Source organism: Priestia sp. D51 (assembly GCF_053345675.1).
Map to the genome: position 1 here is coordinate 94,263 of NZ_JBLTIR010000010.1, position 18,005 is coordinate 112,267.

19 protein-coding genes, 1 tRNA gene and 1 riboswitch are annotated in these 18,005 nt (G+C 35.7%); of the genes, 4 read left to right on the top strand and 16 right to left on the bottom strand.

The features are described 5' to 3' along the window. The first annotated feature begins 136 nt into the window (after window positions 1-136). Together ACNHOZ_RS25415 and ACNHOZ_RS25420 are read left to right on the top strand one after the other, a co-directional pair. Window positions 137-685 (top strand): HD domain-containing protein, encoded by a 549-nt coding sequence (locus ACNHOZ_RS25415; RefSeq protein ID WP_048020854.1) that lies wholly within the window; start codon window positions 137-139, stop codon window positions 683-685. A 106-nt stretch (window positions 686-791) separates the two neighbouring features. Then, window positions 792-863: transfer RNA gene (locus ACNHOZ_RS25420), tRNA-Ala, on the top strand. Between the two features lie 117 nt (window positions 864-980). Here the strand turns inward: ACNHOZ_RS25420 and ACNHOZ_RS25425 are convergent. The 4 genes from ACNHOZ_RS25425 to ACNHOZ_RS25440 all read right to left on the bottom strand — a co-directional run bounded on the left by ACNHOZ_RS25425 (window position 981) and on the right by ACNHOZ_RS25440 (window position 4,442). Beyond that, window positions 981-1,130, bottom strand: coding sequence for a hypothetical protein (locus ACNHOZ_RS25425; protein ID WP_168760790.1), 150 nt, complete (start codon window positions 1,128-1,130; stop codon window positions 981-983). Between the two features lie 709 nt (window positions 1,131-1,839). Beyond that, window positions 1,840-2,382, bottom strand: coding sequence for a DUF6143 family protein (locus ACNHOZ_RS25430; RefSeq protein ID WP_255900951.1), 543 nt, complete (start codon window positions 2,380-2,382; stop codon window positions 1,840-1,842). A gap of 274 nt (window positions 2,383-2,656) precedes the next feature. Further along, a complete protein-coding gene (locus ACNHOZ_RS25435; protein WP_048020859.1) occupies window positions 2,657-3,109 on the bottom strand; it encodes a hypothetical protein in 453 nt (150 codons plus the stop codon). Window positions 3,110-3,242: 133 nt separating this feature from the next. After that, complete coding sequence (locus ACNHOZ_RS25440; protein ID WP_013057119.1) at window positions 3,243-4,442, bottom strand: phosphoglycerate dehydrogenase; 1,200 nt, start codon at window positions 4,440-4,442, stop codon at window positions 3,243-3,245. A 168-nt stretch (window positions 4,443-4,610) separates the two neighbouring features. Next, a riboswitch (ZMP/ZTP riboswitch) is annotated at window positions 4,611-4,689 on the bottom strand. Window positions 4,690-4,899: 210 nt separating this feature from the next. Between ACNHOZ_RS25440 and htpG the strand changes: the two genes are divergently transcribed. After that, window positions 4,900-6,777, top strand: coding sequence for a molecular chaperone HtpG (gene htpG / locus ACNHOZ_RS25445; protein WP_255900946.1), 1,878 nt, complete (start codon window positions 4,900-4,902; stop codon window positions 6,775-6,777). A gap of 30 nt (window positions 6,778-6,807) precedes the next feature. Here htpG and ACNHOZ_RS25450 read toward each other — a convergent pair whose 3' ends face one another. The 6 genes from ACNHOZ_RS25450 to trhO all read right to left on the bottom strand — a co-directional run bounded on the left by ACNHOZ_RS25450 (window position 6,808) and on the right by trhO (window position 12,567). Further along, complete coding sequence (locus tag ACNHOZ_RS25450; protein ID WP_048020863.1) at window positions 6,808-7,368, bottom strand: tubby C-terminal domain-like protein; 561 nt, start codon at window positions 7,366-7,368, stop codon at window positions 6,808-6,810. A gap of 55 nt (window positions 7,369-7,423) precedes the next feature. Next, window positions 7,424-8,230: a DUF817 domain-containing protein gene (locus tag ACNHOZ_RS25455; RefSeq protein ID WP_447697341.1), complete on the bottom strand. Its 807-nt coding sequence runs from the start codon at window positions 8,228-8,230 to the stop codon at window positions 7,424-7,426. A 147-nt stretch (window positions 8,231-8,377) separates the two neighbouring features. Then, window positions 8,378-9,814: a 4-hydroxyphenylacetate 3-monooxygenase, oxygenase component gene (gene hpaB / locus ACNHOZ_RS25460; RefSeq protein ID WP_168760783.1), complete on the bottom strand. Its 1,437-nt coding sequence runs from the start codon at window positions 9,812-9,814 to the stop codon at window positions 8,378-8,380. Window positions 9,815-9,955: 141 nt separating this feature from the next. Then, window positions 9,956-10,318: a group I truncated hemoglobin gene (locus tag ACNHOZ_RS25465; protein ID WP_255900943.1), complete on the bottom strand. Its 363-nt coding sequence runs from the start codon at window positions 10,316-10,318 to the stop codon at window positions 9,956-9,958. Window positions 10,319-10,539: 221 nt separating this feature from the next. Continuing rightward, window positions 10,540-11,397, bottom strand: a complete 858-nt coding sequence (locus ACNHOZ_RS25470; RefSeq protein WP_034266244.1) for an SMP-30/gluconolactonase/LRE family protein — start codon at window positions 11,395-11,397, stop codon at window positions 10,540-10,542. A 201-nt stretch (window positions 11,398-11,598) separates the two neighbouring features. Beyond that, window positions 11,599-12,567, bottom strand: coding sequence for an oxygen-dependent tRNA uridine(34) hydroxylase TrhO (gene trhO, locus ACNHOZ_RS25475; RefSeq protein WP_033579013.1), 969 nt, complete (start codon window positions 12,565-12,567; stop codon window positions 11,599-11,601). A 334-nt stretch (window positions 12,568-12,901) separates the two neighbouring features. Here trhO and ACNHOZ_RS25480 point away from each other — a divergent pair, with 334 nt between their 5' ends. Continuing rightward, on the top strand, window positions 12,902-13,705 hold the full coding sequence (locus tag ACNHOZ_RS25480) for an alpha/beta fold hydrolase (protein ID WP_230683506.1): 804 nt from the start codon (window positions 12,902-12,904) through the stop codon (window positions 13,703-13,705). A gap of 165 nt (window positions 13,706-13,870) precedes the next feature. Here the strand turns inward: ACNHOZ_RS25480 and ACNHOZ_RS25485 are convergent, their stop codons facing one another. The 6 genes from ACNHOZ_RS25485 to ACNHOZ_RS25510 form a co-directional block, all read right to left on the bottom strand. After that, window positions 13,871-14,740, bottom strand: a complete 870-nt coding sequence (locus ACNHOZ_RS25485; protein ID WP_255900938.1) for a GNAT family N-acetyltransferase — start codon at window positions 14,738-14,740, stop codon at window positions 13,871-13,873. Window positions 14,741-14,865: 125 nt separating this feature from the next. After that, window positions 14,866-15,654, bottom strand: coding sequence for an MBL fold metallo-hydrolase (locus ACNHOZ_RS25490; protein ID WP_048020870.1), 789 nt, complete (start codon window positions 15,652-15,654; stop codon window positions 14,866-14,868). A gap of 184 nt (window positions 15,655-15,838) precedes the next feature. Continuing rightward, window positions 15,839-16,174, bottom strand: a complete 336-nt coding sequence (locus ACNHOZ_RS25495; protein ID WP_034266233.1) for an ArsR/SmtB family transcription factor — start codon at window positions 16,172-16,174, stop codon at window positions 15,839-15,841. After that, the gene (locus tag ACNHOZ_RS25500; RefSeq protein WP_063247983.1) at window positions 16,175-16,603 is read right to left on the bottom strand and encodes an SRPBCC family protein; all 429 of its coding nucleotides are present in this window, start codon (window positions 16,601-16,603) and stop codon (window positions 16,175-16,177) included. Window positions 16,604-16,791: 188 nt separating this feature from the next. Next, window positions 16,792-17,811: an STAS domain-containing protein gene (locus ACNHOZ_RS25505; protein ID WP_034266230.1), complete on the bottom strand. Its 1,020-nt coding sequence runs from the start codon at window positions 17,809-17,811 to the stop codon at window positions 16,792-16,794. Between the two features lie 112 nt (window positions 17,812-17,923). Continuing rightward, window positions 17,924-18,004: an IS3 family transposase gene (locus tag ACNHOZ_RS25510; protein ID WP_447697073.1), complete on the bottom strand. Its 81-nt coding sequence runs from the start codon at window positions 18,002-18,004 to the stop codon at window positions 17,924-17,926. Window position 18,005: the final 1 nt, after the last annotated feature.

The following is an 18,005-nucleotide window of genomic DNA, read 5'->3' on the forward strand; positions in this document are numbered from 1 at the left end:
CGTACAATAAGAAGGGCTTTTGGTAGCCTTACCTTATTATAAGAAATGAATTTGTGCAATTTCATAACGTTAGAAGAGCTATATTCGTTTATACTAATAATATGAAGATATACTGTATAAAAAATGGAGGAATATGATGTCTTTAATAAAAGAAGCACGTAGGTATGCAGAACATGCTCATACCGGCCAAATGCGTAAGCTGTCTGATAAACCTTATATCGTTCATCCTATTAACGTAGGTAATATTTTAGAAAAAGCAGGTTTTAGTGAAGAAGTAATTGCAGCAGCTTATCTGCATGATGCTGTAGAAGATACAAGTTTAACACTCGAAGAAATTGTACAAAGATTTGGCTTAGAGGTAGCGGAGATTGTTGAAGCTCATACAGAAGACAAATCCAAAAGCTGGGAAGAACGTAAACAGCATACAATTCAAATTGTGAAAACTGGTTCTCTTGAAGTGAAATCTTTAATTGTAGCAGATAAATTAGACAATTTACGGTCTTTAAAAGAAAGCTACGATCAGCAAGGAGATACAATTTGGAATAGTTTTAAAAGAGGATTCGAAAAACAGAAATGGTACTACGAGTCCATCAGCAAATACGCTGAAAAAGGATTGGAACCAAGCCAAATTCCAAGTTTTTTTAATACGTACAAACAAGAAGTAAATGATTTTTTTAGAAGTTAATATTCATATGAAGAAATTAGAAAACACTGAAAATAACTATTGCGAACGTGCGTCATACGTATTAAAATATAGTAGAGTCAACAGGCAATAAAGACTCTACATAAGCGGGACTGTAGTTCAGTGGGAGAATACTTGTCTGGCAGACAAGGGGTCGTGGGTTCGAATCCCATCAGTTCCATAAAACCAGTCGCATCAAGAGTTTAAAACACTTTAAAACTCTGCCGGATGGAATGGGTGTAATACTATTTCATCTGACCTCTTCATGATTTTCATGAAGAGGTTTTTTATTTTCTTTTTACGATTGATCCTCATGATTTTTATAATTATTCTTTTCACTGCTCCTGCTTACAATTTCTCTAAGTTCGCCCTCATCGCCTTTTGCATTGATGATTTCAAAAAGCTGATTCAGCCCTTCACTTGTTTCATCGTTTGGTTCTTTGCCCATTTTATCCCCTCCTTTTGCTTTTAGGGTGCCCATCTTTTTCGCATTGTTTCATGTAAAAAGCAATTTATCAATATTAATCGGCCATAAAAGTATACCTTTACGATCCTTGTACGATTACTGGTTGTACAGATATACTCAATCAATCCTTGAAATTTTGCAGCGTTTTATAAGGTTTCTAATACTCATCTATAATGAAATGATCATCACAAACTTCGTTAAAATCGTTCTCTTCTTGGAGATCTCCTTCTTTATCTTTAGATATCTCGGTTTCTTGTGTAAATAGTCTAAAAAGCTTGTTTAACATTGTTTCACCTCGTATCTTTCATTAATACATTCAGTATGATTCATTTATATGAAGCCAGTATGAATTGAAACTTAAGATAATGTGAATGTAGACATGAACGTGAGATGTTAAGCATGCTTATATCCTGGACAAAAAAGTTACTTCATTCTACTTATGTATTATCGCTTTGCTTCTTGAGTCCTCAACTTCTTTAAATGCCGTTCAAATCGCTTGCGTAATCGGAATTATACGTTTGCTTGTTTTTCTTTAGTTATATCTACAATCAAACGAAAAAACGCAAGCTATAAAAAAGAACTTTGGATGCTACTGCAAAGTTCTTTTCATAAACACTTACCGTTTGTTAAGAACTGTATTAAATATGAAATAGCTCATACACTTCTCATACAATCGCTAAGACCTATTCAGTTAACAGTCCTTCTTACGTTTTTTCTCGAACCATCCATATGCAATTTCAGCTTCAATTTCTTTATTTCCTGGAGAAACTAAGAAAATAACGTATGAACCGTTGTTTGGAAAGATAAATTTGCCGTCTTCATCACTTACTAATGTACTTTTCGGCGGAACAACACGGTTAAATACGTTTACCCCTTTAGCAGGAACGCCTTTTACCATTTCTGCAAATTTAATTTTTTCTTTTGGCTTTGAACGTATTGTAGTATTTGCTGGACTCACATTATCTGAAGTTGTTCCTTTTCCAGGGGGGATAGAATTAAACCAAATTTCAGCAGTAAAAGGTTCGTTTGAATAGTTAGTGATAGTAAAAGCATTCACAAATAAATCTACTCCGGAGCCGGAAGGGTTCACTAATCCGCCCGAAGCGTTTCTATTTCCATCAAAACGAATAGGCTCAGTTTGTCCAACAAAATAGTCTCCTTTTAACGATTGATATAAAGGATTAGGTATATTAACGGATTTAATATACGGTTTGCTCGACTCGTAATTTGACATACAATCGTCTCCTTTCTGGACTATATTTTAGGAGTTTTTTCTGTAAATGCTTGGACACATGCATATATAAATATATTTAATCTCTATATAAACGCAAAAAGATAGACCCGGTACTGAGCCTATCTTTTTCTATCGTTTTTACAAAAAATTTCCCCTTGGCCCTTTCCTTACTAATGCCCTCGTCGACTGCTGGCGTATAAACGGATTGTTTTTTGACCTTATATTCCGATTCTTTTTTAATCCGTCTACTACCCCTTCTTAAAGTAGTAATCACCTATTCTTTTTTAGTCATAAAATGAAGAATCCTTACCTTTTTTTCACAATACTCAATAATTTCATAACAGGTTGTGAGGATATCATGTCTAGACAGTTCTATTTCATCCAATACAAACTTTGAAAGCTGCTTTTGCAGAACCTCCAGCTTTTTGCTGTCTTCTTCATCGATCCACAGTCCTTCCGTAATACATACATCTGCTAGTTTGTTAATAGATTGGGCCGTCCAGTTTAAGCCGGCTGAAGAAACGGTTATTGTCAGTAAATCATTTTTTATAGCTAAAATAACCTGACACACATGGGTATAGGCATCAACTTTCTTTTGGATAAATGCTTTGCGAAGCTCTTGCTTGTATTGCTCTTTCGACATCGCTATAGCTACGACAGACGTAATGAATGTTCCTGCCAGCGCGATGAGTGACCCTATCAAAATCCCTATCATTTCTTCTGACAAAACGTTCACCTCTTTAAAGGTATTTCTATATGCTATGGGACTGAAGGAAATGATATGAGGATAAATACCATGTAAAAACAGCCCTAACTTAGAAAAGTTAGGGCTGAAACACTAAAATATGATGATAACCAAATTAGATAATACGACTTGTAATAATCCCTTCAATTTGACCAATTTTTTCTTCTAGCTCAGGCACAATCTCGTCACTTACTTGATTGTCAATATCGATCATTGTATACGCATATTCACCGCGGCTTCTGTTCACCATATCTGCGATGTTTAAATTGTAGTTTGAGAATACTTGCGTAAGCTGTCCTACCATATTCGGCACGTTGTGATGGAAAGCAGCTACGCGTTTTTTCCCAGTGTAAGGTAGAGATGCATTCGGGAAGTTCACTGAATTTTTAACGTTTCCTGTTTCTAAGAAATTTTTCACTTGACGTGCTGCCATTACCGCACAGTTTTCTTCTGATTCTTGAGTTGATGCCCCTAAATGAGGAATTGGCACAACATTTTTCATGTTCAAGACATTTTGATTTGGGAAATCTGTAATATATCGACCAACTTTTCCACTTTCAAGAGCAGCTTTCATATCTTCTTCGTTTACAAGCTCACCGCGTGAGAAGTTCAAAATATGAACATCAGGTTTCATGATGCTAAACGTTTCTTTATTGAAAACACCTTTTGTGTCGTCCGTTAATGGAACGTGAACCGTAATATAGTCAGATGCTGCAAATAGTTCTTCTAGAGACATTGCACGCTGTACGTTGCGAGACAAATTCCAAGCTGTATTAACAGAAATGAATGGATCAAAACCAATTACGTCCATATCTAAATCAAGCGCGTCGTTTGCTACAAGAGCACCAATTGCACCTAAACCAATAACGCCTAATGTTTTACCTTTGATTTCTTTTCCAACAAACTGTTTTTTACCTGCTTCAACTAACTTAGGAATTTGATCACCTTGGCCGTCTAATCCTTTTGTCCATTCAACTCCAGCAAATAAGTTACGAGAAGAAGCCATAATTGTAGTTAAAACCATTTCTTTTACTGCGTTTGCATTAGCTCCTGGCGTATTAAATACAACGATACCTTGCTCTGTGCAAGCGTCCACCGGTATATTATTAACCCCTGCTCCAGCTCGTGCAATAGCTTTTAAATTTTGGTCAAATGCCATGCTGTGCATGTTAAAGCTACGCACGACAATCGCATCTGGATTTTCGCTGTCGTTGTCAATTTGATAACCTTCTTGATTAAAAACATTTAGACCTTTTTGTGCAATGTTGTTTAATGTTTTGATTGTTTGTACTTTTTCTAATGTTAATGTGCTCATTTTGTACTCTCCTCTGATTATCATCGTAGTTTTACATGTTTTTACCTTTGGATAAAGGAACTTCATTTTTAATTTTTTTAAAAGTCTGGTTTTTTAGCCTACATGTCTGATAACTTCTATATCCTCTCCCCCTAAACAGAAAGAGGTAAGAGATATGTATTAATCCCTTACCTCTGCCCAGGCGAACGGCTACGTCACTATATGCTTCCTCACGGTTATCCGCGTTTCGCCAGTCACATATAGTCTTTGAAATTAAGTATATTCTAGCAAACTCTTTCAGAACGTTCAACCTTTTTTTAAAAGTTTGCTTTTTTCAGTCAAATTTTTAATCTCTTTAGTGAATCTCCTAATATATTGACAAATATCCTAATACATGTTAAATAAAAAGAGTGATTAGCACTCTATCCACTCAAGTGCTAATTATTTTATAAGCCCTATTTGGAAAGGAGAACTTCTTATGTCAAAAAAAGAATTCAAAGCCGAATCAAAGCGATTATTAGAGATGATGATTAATTCCATCTATTCTCAAAAAGAAGTATTTTTGAGAGAACTTCTATCAAATTCAAGCGATGCAATCGATAAAATTTATTACAAAGCCTTAACAGACGACTCCTTGCGTTTTAACAAAGAAAGCTATTACATAAAAGTAACACCAGATAAAACTAACCGTACCTTAACCATTACAGATACTGGGATTGGTATGACGCAAGAAGAGCTTGAAAGCAGCTTGGGCACAATTGCGCGAAGCGGTTCCCTTGCGTTTAAAAATGAAAATGAAACAAAGGACGGACACACGATTATTGGCCAATTCGGCGTTGGGTTTTACGCAGCGTTTATGGTGGCAGATGTCGTAACGGTGATTAGTAAAGCGTTAGGCAGCAATGAAGCCTATAAATGGGAATCTACTGGTGCTGATGGTTATACAATCGAACCTTGCGAAAAAGAAACGGTTGGAACTCAAATCATTTTAAAAATCAAAGAAAATACAGAAGATGAAACATATGATGAGTATCTAGAAGAGTATCGTTTAAAAGAGATCATTAAAAAGTATTCAGACTTTATCCGCTACCCAATTAAAATGGACATAACGGAAAAACGTCCTAAAGAAGGTTCTGATAACGAGCTAGAAGATTATACAGAAGAGCAAGTTATCAACATTATGGTACCGATCTGGAAGAAAAATAAAAATGAATTGACTTCAGAAGACTATGAGCAATTTTATTCAGAAAAGCGCTACGGGTTTGATAAACCGCTCACTCACCTTCACATTAATGTGGATGGAACGATTCGCTACAATGCTATTTTATTTATTCCAGAAAATAGTCCGTTTGATTACTACTCAAAAGAATTTGAAAAAGGACTTGAACTGTATTCAAACGGCGTATTAATTATGAATAAATGCGCAGATCTTCTTCCAGACTACTTTAGCTTCGTGAAAGGTATGGTAGATTCTGAAGATTTATCTCTTAATATTTCGCGTGAAATCTTACAGCAAGATCGCCAGCTTCAGCTGATTGCCAAAAACATCGGCAAGAAAATCAAAAATGAGTTAAAAAGTTTGCTTAAAAACGAACGTGAAAAGTACGAGAAGTTTTATGAATCATTTGGCCGTCAGCTAAAATACGGCGTTTACAGTGACTTTGGCAGCAACAAAGATGTATTAAAAGACCTGCTTTTATTCTATTCTTCTACAGAGAAAAAGCTCGTAACACTAGACGAGTATGTATCACGCATGCCTGAGGATCAAAAGTATATCTATTATGCATCAGGAGAATCGTACGACCGCATTGAAAAGCTTCCTCAAGCAGAATTAGTTGCAGATAAAGGGTACGAAATTCTGTATTTTACAGAAGATATCGATGAATTTGCGATTAAAATGTTAATGACGTACAAAGAAAAAGAATTTAAGTCTGTTTCAAGTAGTGACTTAGGGATTGAAGCAGAAGAAGAACAGCTCAATGAGTCTGAGGAAAAAGAGAATAAAGAGCTATTTGACTATATGAAAAAAGCTTTGGCGGGAAAAGTAGGAGATGTGCGCGCGTCTAAACGTTTAAAAACACACCCCGTTTGCTTATCAGCTGATGGTGAAGTAACGATTGAAATGGAGAAAATTTTAAGTGCTATGCCTGATAATCAGCAGGTAAAAGCAGAAAAAGTTTTAGAAATTAACGTAAATCATGATGTATTCGCTTCTTTAAAAGATGCATTTGAAAATGACAAAGAGAAACTAGACCTTTATACAAATTTATTATATAACCAAGCTCTTTTAATTGAAGGCTTATCTATTAGTGATCCCGTTGAATTCACAAATGATATTTGTAAAATCATGATATAAAAATCAGGCGCAGAATCATTCTGCGCCTGATTATATGTATGGCATAATAAAAGTAGTTATATAGTAAGAAGCGATAAAAATGGGTACGGGCAGTTCTTCTGTTACTCTTATTGAGTGTTTTCCTTGTTTAAAATGAAAAAGGTCTGATTTAAACTCCGCGACTTTTTCTCTTTTTTGATTAAAAATACACGCTTCCTCTACGGCTTCATGACTGCTTAACATGTAGACGTTATTTCCCCATCTAATTTCTTGTGCTCCTTCGTTTTTAATTATTCCTTTACCTAATAAATCCCCTATTATTTTTCCATTTTCTTTTATCACCCACCGGTGTTTTTTCACGTGATCAATAAACACCGTTCTTCCTTCCCATTGAACTTGTACATGTACCTTTAAGCCGCAGGAAAAGATAGGAAACCAAGAAATAGAATCTAACACTGGAAGTCCATCACGAGTTAAAAAATCAATACTTTTAGTCCACATGTTTTTATGCACTCTCTTAAGTTGTCCGACATTTTCTCCATTTTCATTTGTAACTGCTACGGTCTTTCCCGCTGATTTAAAATAGGGAAGATAAAAGATATATTCTTGCATATAAGCCTCCAAAGATTCTGTACCTTATATTAACAGCATGTACATAGTTATGTTTCTATCTTTCATATATTTCGTTTGTTTCTTCTGATTTCTTACTTTGTTTAAATTGATTTTGATTTTCTTTTAAATGCTTTAGTAAAGCAACAATCAAGAAACTAACAATCACAAGAAGAAGCCAAGAGCTAATTTTACTTATATGAACCATTGTCCACTGCTGCTGTTGATCTGGATACTGCCATGCTCCGAAAAATGTTGCGATATTTTCAGCGATCCAAATGAAAAAGCCAATCAGTACAAAAGACAATACTAAAGGCATGCGATATGTACGTTTGTTAACCGTAAAATATACAAAAGTTCGATAAAAAATAAGTAAAGTAAAAAGTTTTAAAAACCAGCGGAAGTCGTAAATAAAATGATGCGTGAAAAAATTAAGGTAAATAGCCATACTTAGTATACTGACAATCCACGTAGAAGGCCAATTCGTAAGCTTTAATTCAAGCCTTCTCCACACTTGGCACATGTAGCTGGCTACACTAGCATACATAAATCCGCTGTACAGCGGAACTCCCCAGACTTTAGTGAAAGCTTTTTCCGGATAGCTCCATGAGCCCATATGAACTTTGTAGAGTTCTAACGCTAGTCCAATTAAATGAAATACTGCAATGACTTTTACTTCATCAAGCGTTTCTCGTTTAAACATCACCATTAAAACTTGAGTTCCTAGACAGACTAATAAAATAAGGTCATATCTAGAAATAAACGGTACTTCAATTATTTTTGTCATGGCCAATGTAAGAAAAATAATAACAGGAAAAACACAAGATTTTGCTTGTTCTAAACCAAAATAGATTAATTGCTTCATTGTAACATCCTATCTTTATAGTATTCTTTAGTGTGTTCACAGAATGATTCCCTGAAAATTATTGCAGATTTTTCAAATTTATTCAATAAGCATCTCCGCTGTTTTTGTAACCAAACTATCATATCCAGCGGAGATTTGTTTTCTCCGTTAACTTTTCAAAAAATCGGTTACTGTCTGCACATAGCGCTCTTTATCGTAAGATAAGTACAGATAACTGGTTAATTGTACAGGCTCCCCAAAGAAAAAACGTTCATACAGTGTTTCCCTTGTGCCAAACGGACTCATAGTTAAATCCCACGCTAGTCGAAAAAGCTTAATTCGATCTTCTGCACCTCTAGATTTAGCTTGCAAATAACGTGTAATATCTTCTTTAACCAATGAGCGGCACGTATTTTCCGTTGGTATTGCCATTAGTCCGCTTGCACCTAAAAGCTGAATAATCTCTGTAAAGGTAGGATATGTTTTTGAAAATATATTTGCGGCAATACGAAGTGTAGTTTCATTCGGACGCATGTATCCCCATGGATCAATCTCCGCTTCTTCTTCTGCTTTCATCACGAGAGCTTTCATCGTTTCTAGCGCAATAATAAGCTCCGTTGCTTTTTCTCGCACATGCGGATAGTCCGCAATGTTAATGGTTTCAATCAGAGATTGTACAATCCCTAATACAAACTCTGTTTTGACAATTCTCCTTGAAGTTACTTGATGCAGAGCAAAGGCCGAGAAGGAACTAGAAGCAAGGAATGCATTGGATACATCTACATTTTCATAAAAAAACACGCGGTCCCACGGTACTAATACACGTTCAAAGACAACAATGGTATCCATTTCTTCAAATCTAGAGCTCAATGGATAATCAAACGTTGAATCTGTTCCTGCAAACGATTCTCTACAAATAAATTTAACTCCTTCTATATTACTTGGAATTGAAAAAGCAAACCCTTTTTCTTTTCCTTGAATGCCTGCTGAAGACAGTACGAGCAGCTCATCCGTCATGCCACCCTGTGTAGCAAGCAGTTTCGCACCTTGGATAACGATTCCCTCATTGTTTTTATCAACTATTTTTGCTGCTATCGGTTCATCGTTTTGCTCGTAATAAAATTGGATTCGATTGACTTGAGGATCGATGAATGTATGAGTGAGCGATAAATCGTGCTCTCTCACATATTCATAATAAGAAATGATGTTTTCAGGAAAGCAATTTTCTTCTCCTCTCAGGAGTTCTGCAGAGGATGCAAAAGCCATCAATACGGTATTCATATAATCTGGACTTCTCCCCATCATACCGTGAGTTAAGCGAGCCCACTCCTGAGTCATCTCTCGTCTCTTTTTTAACTCTTCTTTTGTTGTAGGCTGTAAATAAGATGTACCAAAAAAATCCTCGGAATCCGGAGATTGGTATGTCATGATATCTTTAATTTTTTTATCATGCTGAAGATCATAAAGTTTAGCTTGACTGTTAATGGCTCCTTTAAAAGCCGGATGTTCTGATATATTGCCTGTTACGAGTTTGCCATCAACCCATACATTTGCTTTTAATTGATTGATTCTCTCTACGTATTGCTTCCCATTAATTGCTGACATACTCCCACTCCCAGACTTTCAATAAATATTTTCACCTATTGCATTTTTATCATATTACGATGTCTTTTCCATGTTTCCTTCATACATCACAGCTTTGCGCATAAAAAAAAGAAGGTCACAATAACCTTCTTTTTTTATGATTTATTTATATTGAATATCATTTCTTAGGGATTCAACTTTACTTAATGCTTGGTCAATATCAGGCTCTTCAACATTAAAGTGAGCAAGTGCATCGTGAAGATGCTTAGCAATTGCATTAAAATGTTCGGGCTGAATATTCATATTTGCATGCGCTTTAGTCATCGACTTTCCTGAATATTGATTCGGTCCACCTAAGGCAAAGCTTATAAACTTAGCTTGATGTCGACGTTGTTTATCCATATCCGTGTGCTCGAAAAAGTGACTAACTGTTTCGTCTTTTAAAACAAGCTCAAAATAAAAATAGTCTACTACTTTTTCAATCGCTTCTTGTCCGCCCACTTTTTCATACAATGTTTGTTTCAAAACAATTCCTCCTTTTGTACCTTTAACCATTATTACCCGATACAAGTATTCATATTCTTTGAAAGGCTTCTTTATGGGAATTCGTTATCGTCATGTTTTATTCCTCTTCCTCATAATGAATAAAATGTAAAGGGAATGAACCCAGTGCAAAGGAGTTGTAGAAACTGCATTTAATATCTATCGTTACTGGTCTGAATCATTACATTTTGATAAGTGCTGGTCTAATATACGTAAGTATAAGCCGGTAAGCCTTTTACTCCTACTCGGCATGAAAAAAGAGAGCCGGCAGCTTCTTCGTATTTTTCTTCTTCCTTAGCTGTGGTGATAAATAAAGTTTGTAAATCGTCTCCTCCAAATGTACAGCAGGTTACATTGGAAACAGGAAGATGAATAGATTCTATAATTTCTCCTTTCTCTGGATCTACACAAATAACTTTCGAACCTCCCCAAAGCGCTACCCACAGTCGGTCGTGCTCATCAATTGTCATTCCATCAGGAAACCCGTCTATATCTGAAAGGTCAATCACCACTTTTTCATCTTCGAGCCTTGTTGTTTCTTTAGAAAATGAATAAGACATAATTTTATTTTTTGGGGAATCAACCAGAAAGAATTTGTCTCCTGTTCGATTCCAAGCTAGCCCGTTTGACACGCTTAATCCTTCTTTAGCACTCTTAATTACACCTTTTTCATCTACTACGTACAGCTGGGCTTTTCCTTCTTCATCTTCTTCACTCATCGTGCCAATCCAAAAGCGATTATATGGATCACATTTCCCGTCATTAAAACGCATGTTTTTTTCAAGAGTATCTAAACGGATATACTCTTCATGATTCTTTTTGTTCTTATCCACTAAAAGCAGCTGATTACGAGTGGAGACGACCAATTTTGAATGATTGGTTGTAGAAACGCTTGTAACAACTGAAGGAAGATCCATATCTTCTAATGTTGTCGTTTTTGGATCGTACGTAAGAAGTTTTTTATCTAAAATGTCTACTAGCACTAATCTTTGATTTTCTTCATCCCATAGGGGTCCTTCCAGTAAACGTCCATCGTACTTTTTTTCAATTTTCGCTTCCATTTTCAAGCTCCTTTATTGTTTTTATGTACAACCGTTTTTTAATCGCTTTCTAAAAAATATTCCTTTAAGTATGCAAAACAAAAAACAGGAATATGTTTCCTTTTTATAAATACCCGTTGCATAACCTTCTCTAAACACTAGGTTACAAGAGAATCTTTTCATAAAAAAACAGCACGCTGTATATAGCGTGCTGTTTTTTTATTATAAAGTTACGTGTTCGTTTTCTAACTCTTTAACACGTGCTGCAAATTCTTCCTCTGTTAAACCATGTTCTTTTACATAGCGGTTACGGGGACTTACTCGGCATTCATGTGAACAAGCGCGTAAATATTTGTGTTCGTTTTCTTCAGAAGCTAAGATTTTCTTATTGCATTCTGGGTTTGAGCAGTTAACATAACGTTCGCAAGGCTCGCCGGTAAAGTGATCCTTCCCGACAATCACATGCTCTTTTTGGTTAACTGGTACGCTGATGCGCTCATCAAATACATAGCACTGACCATCCCATAGTTCACCTTGTACTTCCGGATCTTTTCCGTATGTTACAATACCTCCGTGAAGCTGGCTTACATCTTCAAAACCTTCTTCAAGAAGCCATCCAGAGAATTTTTCACAGCGAATACCGCCTGTGCAGTACGTTAAGATTTTTTTATCTTCAAACTGATCTTTGTTGTCGCGAATCCATTCAGGAAGCTCACGGAAGTTTTGAATATCCGGACGAACAGCTCCTCGGAAGTGGCCTAGATCGTATTCATAATCGTTTCGTGCATCGATTACGACCGTATTTTCATCTTGCATCGCTTGATAAAATTCTTTTGGGCTTAAGTAATTACCCGTTACGCGAAGAGGATTCACATCTTCTTCTAATCGAAGAGTTACTAATTCTTTGCGGTGACGCACGTGCATTTTTTTGAACGCATGTTCATCTGCTTCGTCTATTTTAAATACAATACCTTCAAAACGAGGATCATTTTTCATCGTTTCCATGTATTTATCTGTTTGTTCAACTGTTCCTGATACTGTTCCATTGATCCCTTCAGCCGCAATTAAAATGCGTCCTTTTAGTTCAAGCTCTTTACAAAATGCCAAGTGCTGAGCTGTGAACTCTTCAGGATTTTCAATTGGAGTGTACAAATAATATAGTAGTACTTGATATGGTTTTCTTTCAGTCATGTTGCTTCTTCCACCTATCTGTTTATATTTGCAAGATATAATGCATGTAGGTCGGTTATTGTGAACCGAATTGATGGTAACAATTCATTACTTAAAGGTACATTACGACAAAAACAACATCCTTTTTATGAGGATGCTTCTATCTAAAAAGTATTACAGTGAATGATTGTTTCAAAAACATACAGTATTTAAGCCTGTAATAGTATAACATATCAAGGCGAACACTTCTAGGATTTGTTTTTTTATGAACATTTTCTTGCGGAGATACGTTCTACCTGAGCTTTTCTGCGCATACATGATGAGATATGAACCTTTGAGATTGGAGGCGGAAATGATGCCTTTTTATACATTAAAAGACGGTGCAACTTTATACTATGAACAACAAGGGGAAGGAACACCTATTATTTTCATTCACGGAGTTTGGATGAGCAGTCGTTTTTTTCACAACCAGCTTTCTTTTTTTTCGAAACAGTATCAAACTATTCTTTTGGATTTAAGAGGACATGGAAATTCAAGTCATACTCCATATGGCCACACAATTTCCACTTATGCTCGCGATGTGCATGAGTTTATAAATAATAATCGATTAAAAGACGTCATATTAGTAGGCTGGTCGATGGGTGCTTTTGTTGTGTGGGAATATTTGAAACAATTTGGTGAAGAAAATGTAAAAGGGAATATTATTGTAGATGAAATGGCTTCAGACTTTAAATGGTCAGACTTTCCAATCGGTGCATTTGATTTACCTGCCCTTATTTCGCTTATGCAAGGTATTCAGCTTGATCGAACAAGTACATTAGAAAGTTTTATTCCGCTTATGTTTAAGGATGAATTAACTGAAAAAGATAAACATTGGATTATGAAAGAAGTAACGAAAATGCCCGAGTCGATAGCTAGTGCTATTTTGTTTGATCAATCCATTGTGGACTATCGAGAATTCCTCCCGTTTATTACAATTCCTACTTTACTGTGCTTTGGAAAAGAAGAAAAACTCATTCCTGTAGCGGCTGGAAGGCATATTCAAAAGCTGGTTTCAGGTTCTGTACTTGAAGTTTTTGAGAACAGCTGTCACTGCCCTTTTCTCGAAGAAAGCGATCGGTTTAACAAAGTTGTGAGTGATTTTATCGAGCGCATCTAATTTACAACAAAAAAAGAATTGCCTTGTTTCTAACGGATTCGGTTGATAGAAAGAAGCATAAGTTAGAACTACAAATCAGCAATATAAATGGTAAGTAAAAGCGCTCGAAAAAAATCCGAGCGCTTTTACACTTAATGTTCTCCGCCCTCATTGAACTTAACTCTTCTACAGTTTGAGGCGATAACTTATAAGAATATCTTTTGGTTCAAAACCAACTTTCATATATACTCGATTTGCTTGACTATTTGCTCTATCAACGGTTAGTTTAATTTCATTAATTTGTGGAAATGAAAACATCTCTGTTAAAACTTCCTTTAACAACCTCGTTCCTAGACCTTGACTCTGAGCATTTTTTGAAACACCGATATACTCCAATGAAGCCTCTCGCATTTCAGTATCGACTTCAAAGTACGCATAGCCTTGCAACTCATTAGACATATTTTTAAGTATCTTTAACATATTTCTATCGTTAAGTCTCTCAATAATTGTTTTTCCATCATAATAAGTATTTTGAAACATTGCGTTATGCAGCATTTCAAATGCTTGAAAATCACTATGTTTAAATGGCTCGCTTTTCATTTCAATAACTTTATCAAAATTTTGTTCTTTAATTTCTAAGATCAAGTGTTCACCAGTCTTTTTTGCTTTTATTTCATTCATAAATACTTGTTGCAGCTCATTTTCTTCATTGATAAAAAAATGAAATTTTTGAATCAAAGGATTTTCATTAACTAACTGTTTCCATAATTGAGATTGCAAATAAATAGAAGATGTTTTATTAAAAGGTCCCCACACTTCTGCTACCGTTTCTTCGATATCAAATCCAATAGCCGCTAAAATTTCTCCTGTCCTATTTCTAGCGATTAAAAATTTAATATCGCCCTCGTCACTAATAAAAGCTCCTTTTAATGTCTGGTAGATTTCTTCTTCTTTTTCACCACAATAACCAATATGTGATGTTTTCTGACTATTTGTTTCTGATAGAAATCGAGATAACTCACCGAGGTTATTTGCTTTTTCTATAATAGCATCCATAACACTATCCCCTTCTTTAACTCCAATTTAGTGTCGTGTTCGTTCCTACTTCAAGCTATCCCTGCTTATTAACCCCTTTTACCTTCCTAGTTCGAAATTATTATTCTATATAATATTAATTAATCTCAACACAAATAAGGTAATGAAATCTCGCGTCCGTCATAGGCAAAGCTTACGTTTTTATCTAAAAGCATCTCAGCGTGCTTTCTGATATCGATATCATGTGATAAATGAGTAAACACCATGTTTTTTGCCTGTAGCTTCACTTTAATCTCCATTGCCTCTGTCACATCATATACGGATCTTTTTTCTTTTTGAAGATATTCTTTCCAGAAAGATGTACCGAATATCAGTAAATCTAAGTGGTAAAAAGGCTTCCACTGTTCATTTGTCACATTAAAAGAATCGGATACATACGCCCAGCGTTCGCCTTGTTTTTGATGAACCACAATGCCGTAGGAATAACCGTTAAATCCGTGATTTACTTTATGAAACGTAATGGCCGTTTCTTCGCTTTCCCACTTTAACGTGCCATTAAAGGTAAGCCCTTTTCTTTTTGCGAGATAAGGAAATCTTTTGATTAACTCATTGATGACTTCAGGCGCTCCTACGACTTCTGTACTTACATTATTCCAGTAGCATAAGTCGGCTAAATCCCCTAAACCAGCAACATGATCATTGTGAGGATGAGTAATAAACACGGTAGAAGGGATTTTTTTGTTATTGTATAAATGAAATTGATGTTTAAAATCAGGTGATACATCAATCAAACACACGTTACCGTCCAGTGTGAACTGTGCACTAGGTCTTGTGCGCTGATTTAATGGATCTTTTTGCGTGCATACTTTACAGTCACATAATAATCGAGGCACTCCTTGAGCATCGCTCGTCCCATAAAATAAAAGCTTGTTCATTGCTCTGTTTCCCCCTTTTTTTCTTCTAAAGGTCTATCTTTTTATTTTAAGAAATGCCCTATGGTGTTCTGCATCTTTCTTTTATTTGTCCTTCTAGAATAAAACCAGCTTTTATGTAAAACAGCCAGTCTTTTTAACGACTGGCTTTGCTATATTCCTTATAAAAAACGTTTTTATGCTTTTTCTATTGCTTTCTTTCTTCGTCTCTTTCAACAATATGCTGAAGAATAGATAATTTGTTTGTCCAAAATTGTTCGTAGTAAGAAAGCCAATCTTTTATCTCTTTCAAAGGCTCTGGCTGAAGATGATACACTTTTTCTCTGCCTTTTTTTTGTCCATGGACTAGGTCTGCTTCTGAAAGTATATGAAGATGCTTGACAACAGCGGTACGGCTTATTGAAAAATGGGACGTTATTTCTGAAATAGGCAATTCTTTTTCAGAAAGCAGCTCAAGTACTTTTCTTCGAGTAGGATCAGCAATGGCTTGAAAGATATCATGCTTGGCAGCTGATGAAGTCATTTAGTTTTCAACAACCTTTCGAAGTTTTTCATTCACGAGACTAGTCCACCCGTAGCTCATTCTATCTCGTACCACTGAACTCTTTTCGTTTGCTTTTTCAAGAAGTGTTTCAGCTTCTTTCCAGCCGCTATGAATAAGCGTAAATTCAGTTTGATTACCCATTTCTTTTAAGGTAAACGAAACGACCCATCCATCTGTATCCCAAGAGAAAGAAAGATAGTTTGGTGCATCTATTTCTAATACTTTACACGGAGATGGTCCAAAAGGCGATTGCAAATGAAATTCATATCCTACCTGAGGCTGAAAATCATTAGGCATGAACCATTGTTGGAGCCCTTCTGCGGTTGCTACTTTATCCCAAACTTTTTGAATCGGCGCGTTAAATATTATCGTCTGTTTTACATCTTCTACTACACTTTTATCATTCATCGTTGTCTTCATTCTCCTTTTCCAAAAATAACACCAAAAGGTTTTATATAAAAATAATATAACACCTTTTGGTTTCATGTCAATTTTTCTTTCGAAAAATGAAATCCTTCAATACATCTCCGTTCTTTGATAAAGAAATTTGTTATGATGTTGAATGAGTGCATTTTGTTATATTTCAAATATATCTTTTAAACGATGCTTCGTCCGCTTTGTGCCAATGCATAGTGAATACCGTGCTGCAATGTTTGAAAACAATCATATTTTGATAAATCAATATGAGTCTTTGATATAACTAAGCCTAAGTCAGCAGAAATTCCTACTAAAATTGTTTTCGTACCAATCAGGGACGCTGCTGCACCTAATTTTTCAATAAGACTTGCCGTATATTCAGTAAGTTCTTTATCCAATCCGGTTAAATCCAGCACAAGATAATTAGCCTGATGTTTTGGGAGGTTATTTAATGTATTGACAATCAAATCTTCCGTTCGATCCTCGTCGTACTTGCCAATCAAAGGAACGACGACTATGCCTTCCAAAACCGGAATAATAGGAGAAGAAAGCTTTTTAATAAGATCTTTTAACTCTGCTGTTTTTTCTGCTACAATGTTTTGCAAATGTTCTATTTTCTGCGCTTCTTTTCTTCTCGCTAATTGATGAATATTTTGAGTGATATCAATGTTGGAAGGGAAGTATTCTACTGTGGTGCATTCATGCCCTTCTATTTGATGTTGAATCACCTTGTACCAAATGTTTGTTCCGAATAGTCCTGTGAAAATCCCTGCGTAATGGGCCGGAAGAAAATTTCCTCCCTTTGTTTTCTTTTGGGCCACGTTAATTTTATGTTCCCAACTGTCTTTTAATTCAGCAGATAGAGTTTTACTTTCAGGATCTAAATATTTTATAGTAGTTTTTCCCCATCCAGCCGAAGCGTATGTATTTGTAATTAACTCAGCCGCTTCAAAAACCGTTACGCCCTTCATGTTTTGAAAGTACTCTCCTACTACTAATCCTTGTCGAAAACCAGTAGTTTCCAGTACTACCGAAGCTGCCTCTTCTCCAGATATTTCTTCGATTGTGTCAAACAATGTTTTCATCGCCGAAGAAATCCAAAAAAGAATCGCATCTTCTCCTTCAAAGCTAAATTTTCCTTTTTCTAAATCCCAAGCAAAACTAAGACCACCTATATCAATATTCTTTTTTTCACCCATGCCGGAATCTCCTTTTTATATAGTCTCTCTACTATAGTGGTTTTTACGTAAAAGTGAGTATGAATTATGAACTGCCCCCTGTCAAATAGACAGTGGAAATAAATAAAACTTTCTAAACGGCTTTAGCTCTGTATTCTAAGGGGCTAAGGCCGTTTAATCGTTTTTGTAAACGCTCATTATTATAAAAGTATATG

Excerpts from the sequence above, each read along its gene's own strand:
- trhO (WP_033579013.1), bottom strand. The coding sequence starts at position 12,567 with ATGACTGAAAGAAAACCATATCAAGTACTACTATATTATTTGTACACT.
- ACNHOZ_RS25495 (WP_034266233.1), bottom strand. The coding sequence starts at position 16,174 with ATGACTTCATCAGCTGCCAAGCATGATATCTTTCAAGCCATTGCTGAT.
- ACNHOZ_RS25490 (WP_048020870.1), bottom strand. The coding sequence starts at position 15,654 with ATGAACAAGCTTTTATTTTATGGGACGAGCGATGCTCAAGGAGTGCCT.
- ACNHOZ_RS25425 (WP_168760790.1), bottom strand. The coding sequence starts at position 1,130 with ATGGGCAAAGAACCAAACGATGAAACAAGTGAAGGGCTGAATCAGCTT.
- ACNHOZ_RS25470 (WP_034266244.1), bottom strand. The coding sequence starts at position 11,397 with ATGGAAGCGAAAATTGAAAAAAAGTACGATGGACGTTTACTGGAAGGA.
- ACNHOZ_RS25430 (WP_255900951.1), bottom strand. The coding sequence starts at position 2,382 with ATGTCAAATTACGAGTCGAGCAAACCGTATATTAAATCCGTTAATATA.
- htpG (WP_255900946.1), top strand. The coding sequence starts at position 4,900 with ATGTCAAAAAAAGAATTCAAAGCCGAATCAAAGCGATTATTAGAGATG.
- ACNHOZ_RS25450 (WP_048020863.1), bottom strand. The coding sequence starts at position 7,368 with ATGCAAGAATATATCTTTTATCTTCCCTATTTTAAATCAGCGGGAAAG.
- ACNHOZ_RS25500 (WP_063247983.1), bottom strand. The coding sequence starts at position 16,603 with ATGAATGATAAAAGTGTAGTAGAAGATGTAAAACAGACGATAATATTT.
- hpaB (WP_168760783.1), bottom strand. The coding sequence starts at position 9,814 with ATGTCAGCAATTAATGGGAAGCAATACGTAGAGAGAATCAATCAATTA.
- ACNHOZ_RS25415 (WP_048020854.1), top strand. The coding sequence starts at position 137 with ATGTCTTTAATAAAAGAAGCACGTAGGTATGCAGAACATGCTCATACC.
- ACNHOZ_RS25505 (WP_034266230.1), bottom strand. The coding sequence starts at position 17,811 with ATGGGTGAAAAAAAGAATATTGATATAGGTGGTCTTAGTTTTGCTTGG.
- ACNHOZ_RS25440 (WP_013057119.1), bottom strand. The coding sequence starts at position 4,442 with ATGAGCACATTAACATTAGAAAAAGTACAAACAATCAAAACATTAAAC.
- ACNHOZ_RS25455 (WP_447697341.1), bottom strand. The coding sequence starts at position 8,230 with ATGAAGCAATTAATCTATTTTGGTTTAGAACAAGCAAAATCTTGTGTT.
- ACNHOZ_RS25485 (WP_255900938.1), bottom strand. The coding sequence starts at position 14,740 with ATGGATGCTATTATAGAAAAAGCAAATAACCTCGGTGAGTTATCTCGA.
- ACNHOZ_RS25480 (WP_230683506.1), top strand. The coding sequence starts at position 12,902 with ATGCCTTTTTATACATTAAAAGACGGTGCAACTTTATACTATGAACAA.